The 753-nt window shown below is 39.4% G+C and carries 1 protein-coding gene; it reads left to right on the top strand.

The window, feature by feature from the left end; all coding sequences use genetic code 11:
• Nucleotides 1–313: 313 nt before the first annotated feature.
• Nucleotides 314–753, top strand: a 440-nt coding sequence (locus tag ACS8FD_RS19870; protein ID WP_439277135.1) for an acyl-CoA dehydrogenase family protein, incomplete at its 3' end; no start/stop codon positions are given.

Below are 753 nucleotides of genomic sequence, written 5' to 3'. Positions count from 1 at the left end.
ACTGGTATGAACTTTTTGTAGCCTTTGTCAGTGTAGACACAGCAGGAAAGAAAATTAATACCAGTCGAGAAGCTTCACATAACGTAGCAACTTCTTAGTTGAGCACTACAATAGCAGTAGTCAACTTTTAGTGTACGCACTATTCACTAAGAGATACACAAGCTTAGCCATTAATTTGCTAAACTTTACTGATTATCACAGACTCAAATCAATAAAAATCATTGCGTTATTTGCCATGATAGTTAAAGAACATCATGATAAATATAAGCAAATATGTATATAACTTTATTAATCTTAAACCAAAGGAATGTTTATGGCTGTTTATAATGCCCCTCTAACTGACATGCGTTTTATCTTAACCGATGTCTTTAAGGCGCCTGAGTTTTGGCAAAACAATGACAACTTATCTCATGTCGACATGGAAACAGTCGATATGATTTTAGAAGAAATGGCCAAATTAAGTAAAAACGTTCTGTTGCCTATCAATCGTACTGGCGACGAAGAAGGCGCGACTTATCATGGTGATGGCGTCGTCACTACCCCTAAAGGCTTTAAAGAAGCTTATCAGCAATATGCTGAGTCAGGTTGGGTCGGACTTGGCGGTAATCCTGAGTACGGTGGCCAAGGTTTTCCAAAAATGGTTACTATGCTTACCGAAGAGATGCTTTTTACCACCAACCAGTCATTTACGCTCTACCCCAACCTAACAGTTGGTGCAACCTTGTGTCTTAACGCGGCGGGCTCAGAAGAGCA

The organism is Psychrobacter sp. 1U2, assembly GCF_051847575.1.
The sequence above is the reverse complement of the archived record's forward strand: the minus strand, read 5'-3'. Positions and strand labels throughout refer to the sequence as shown.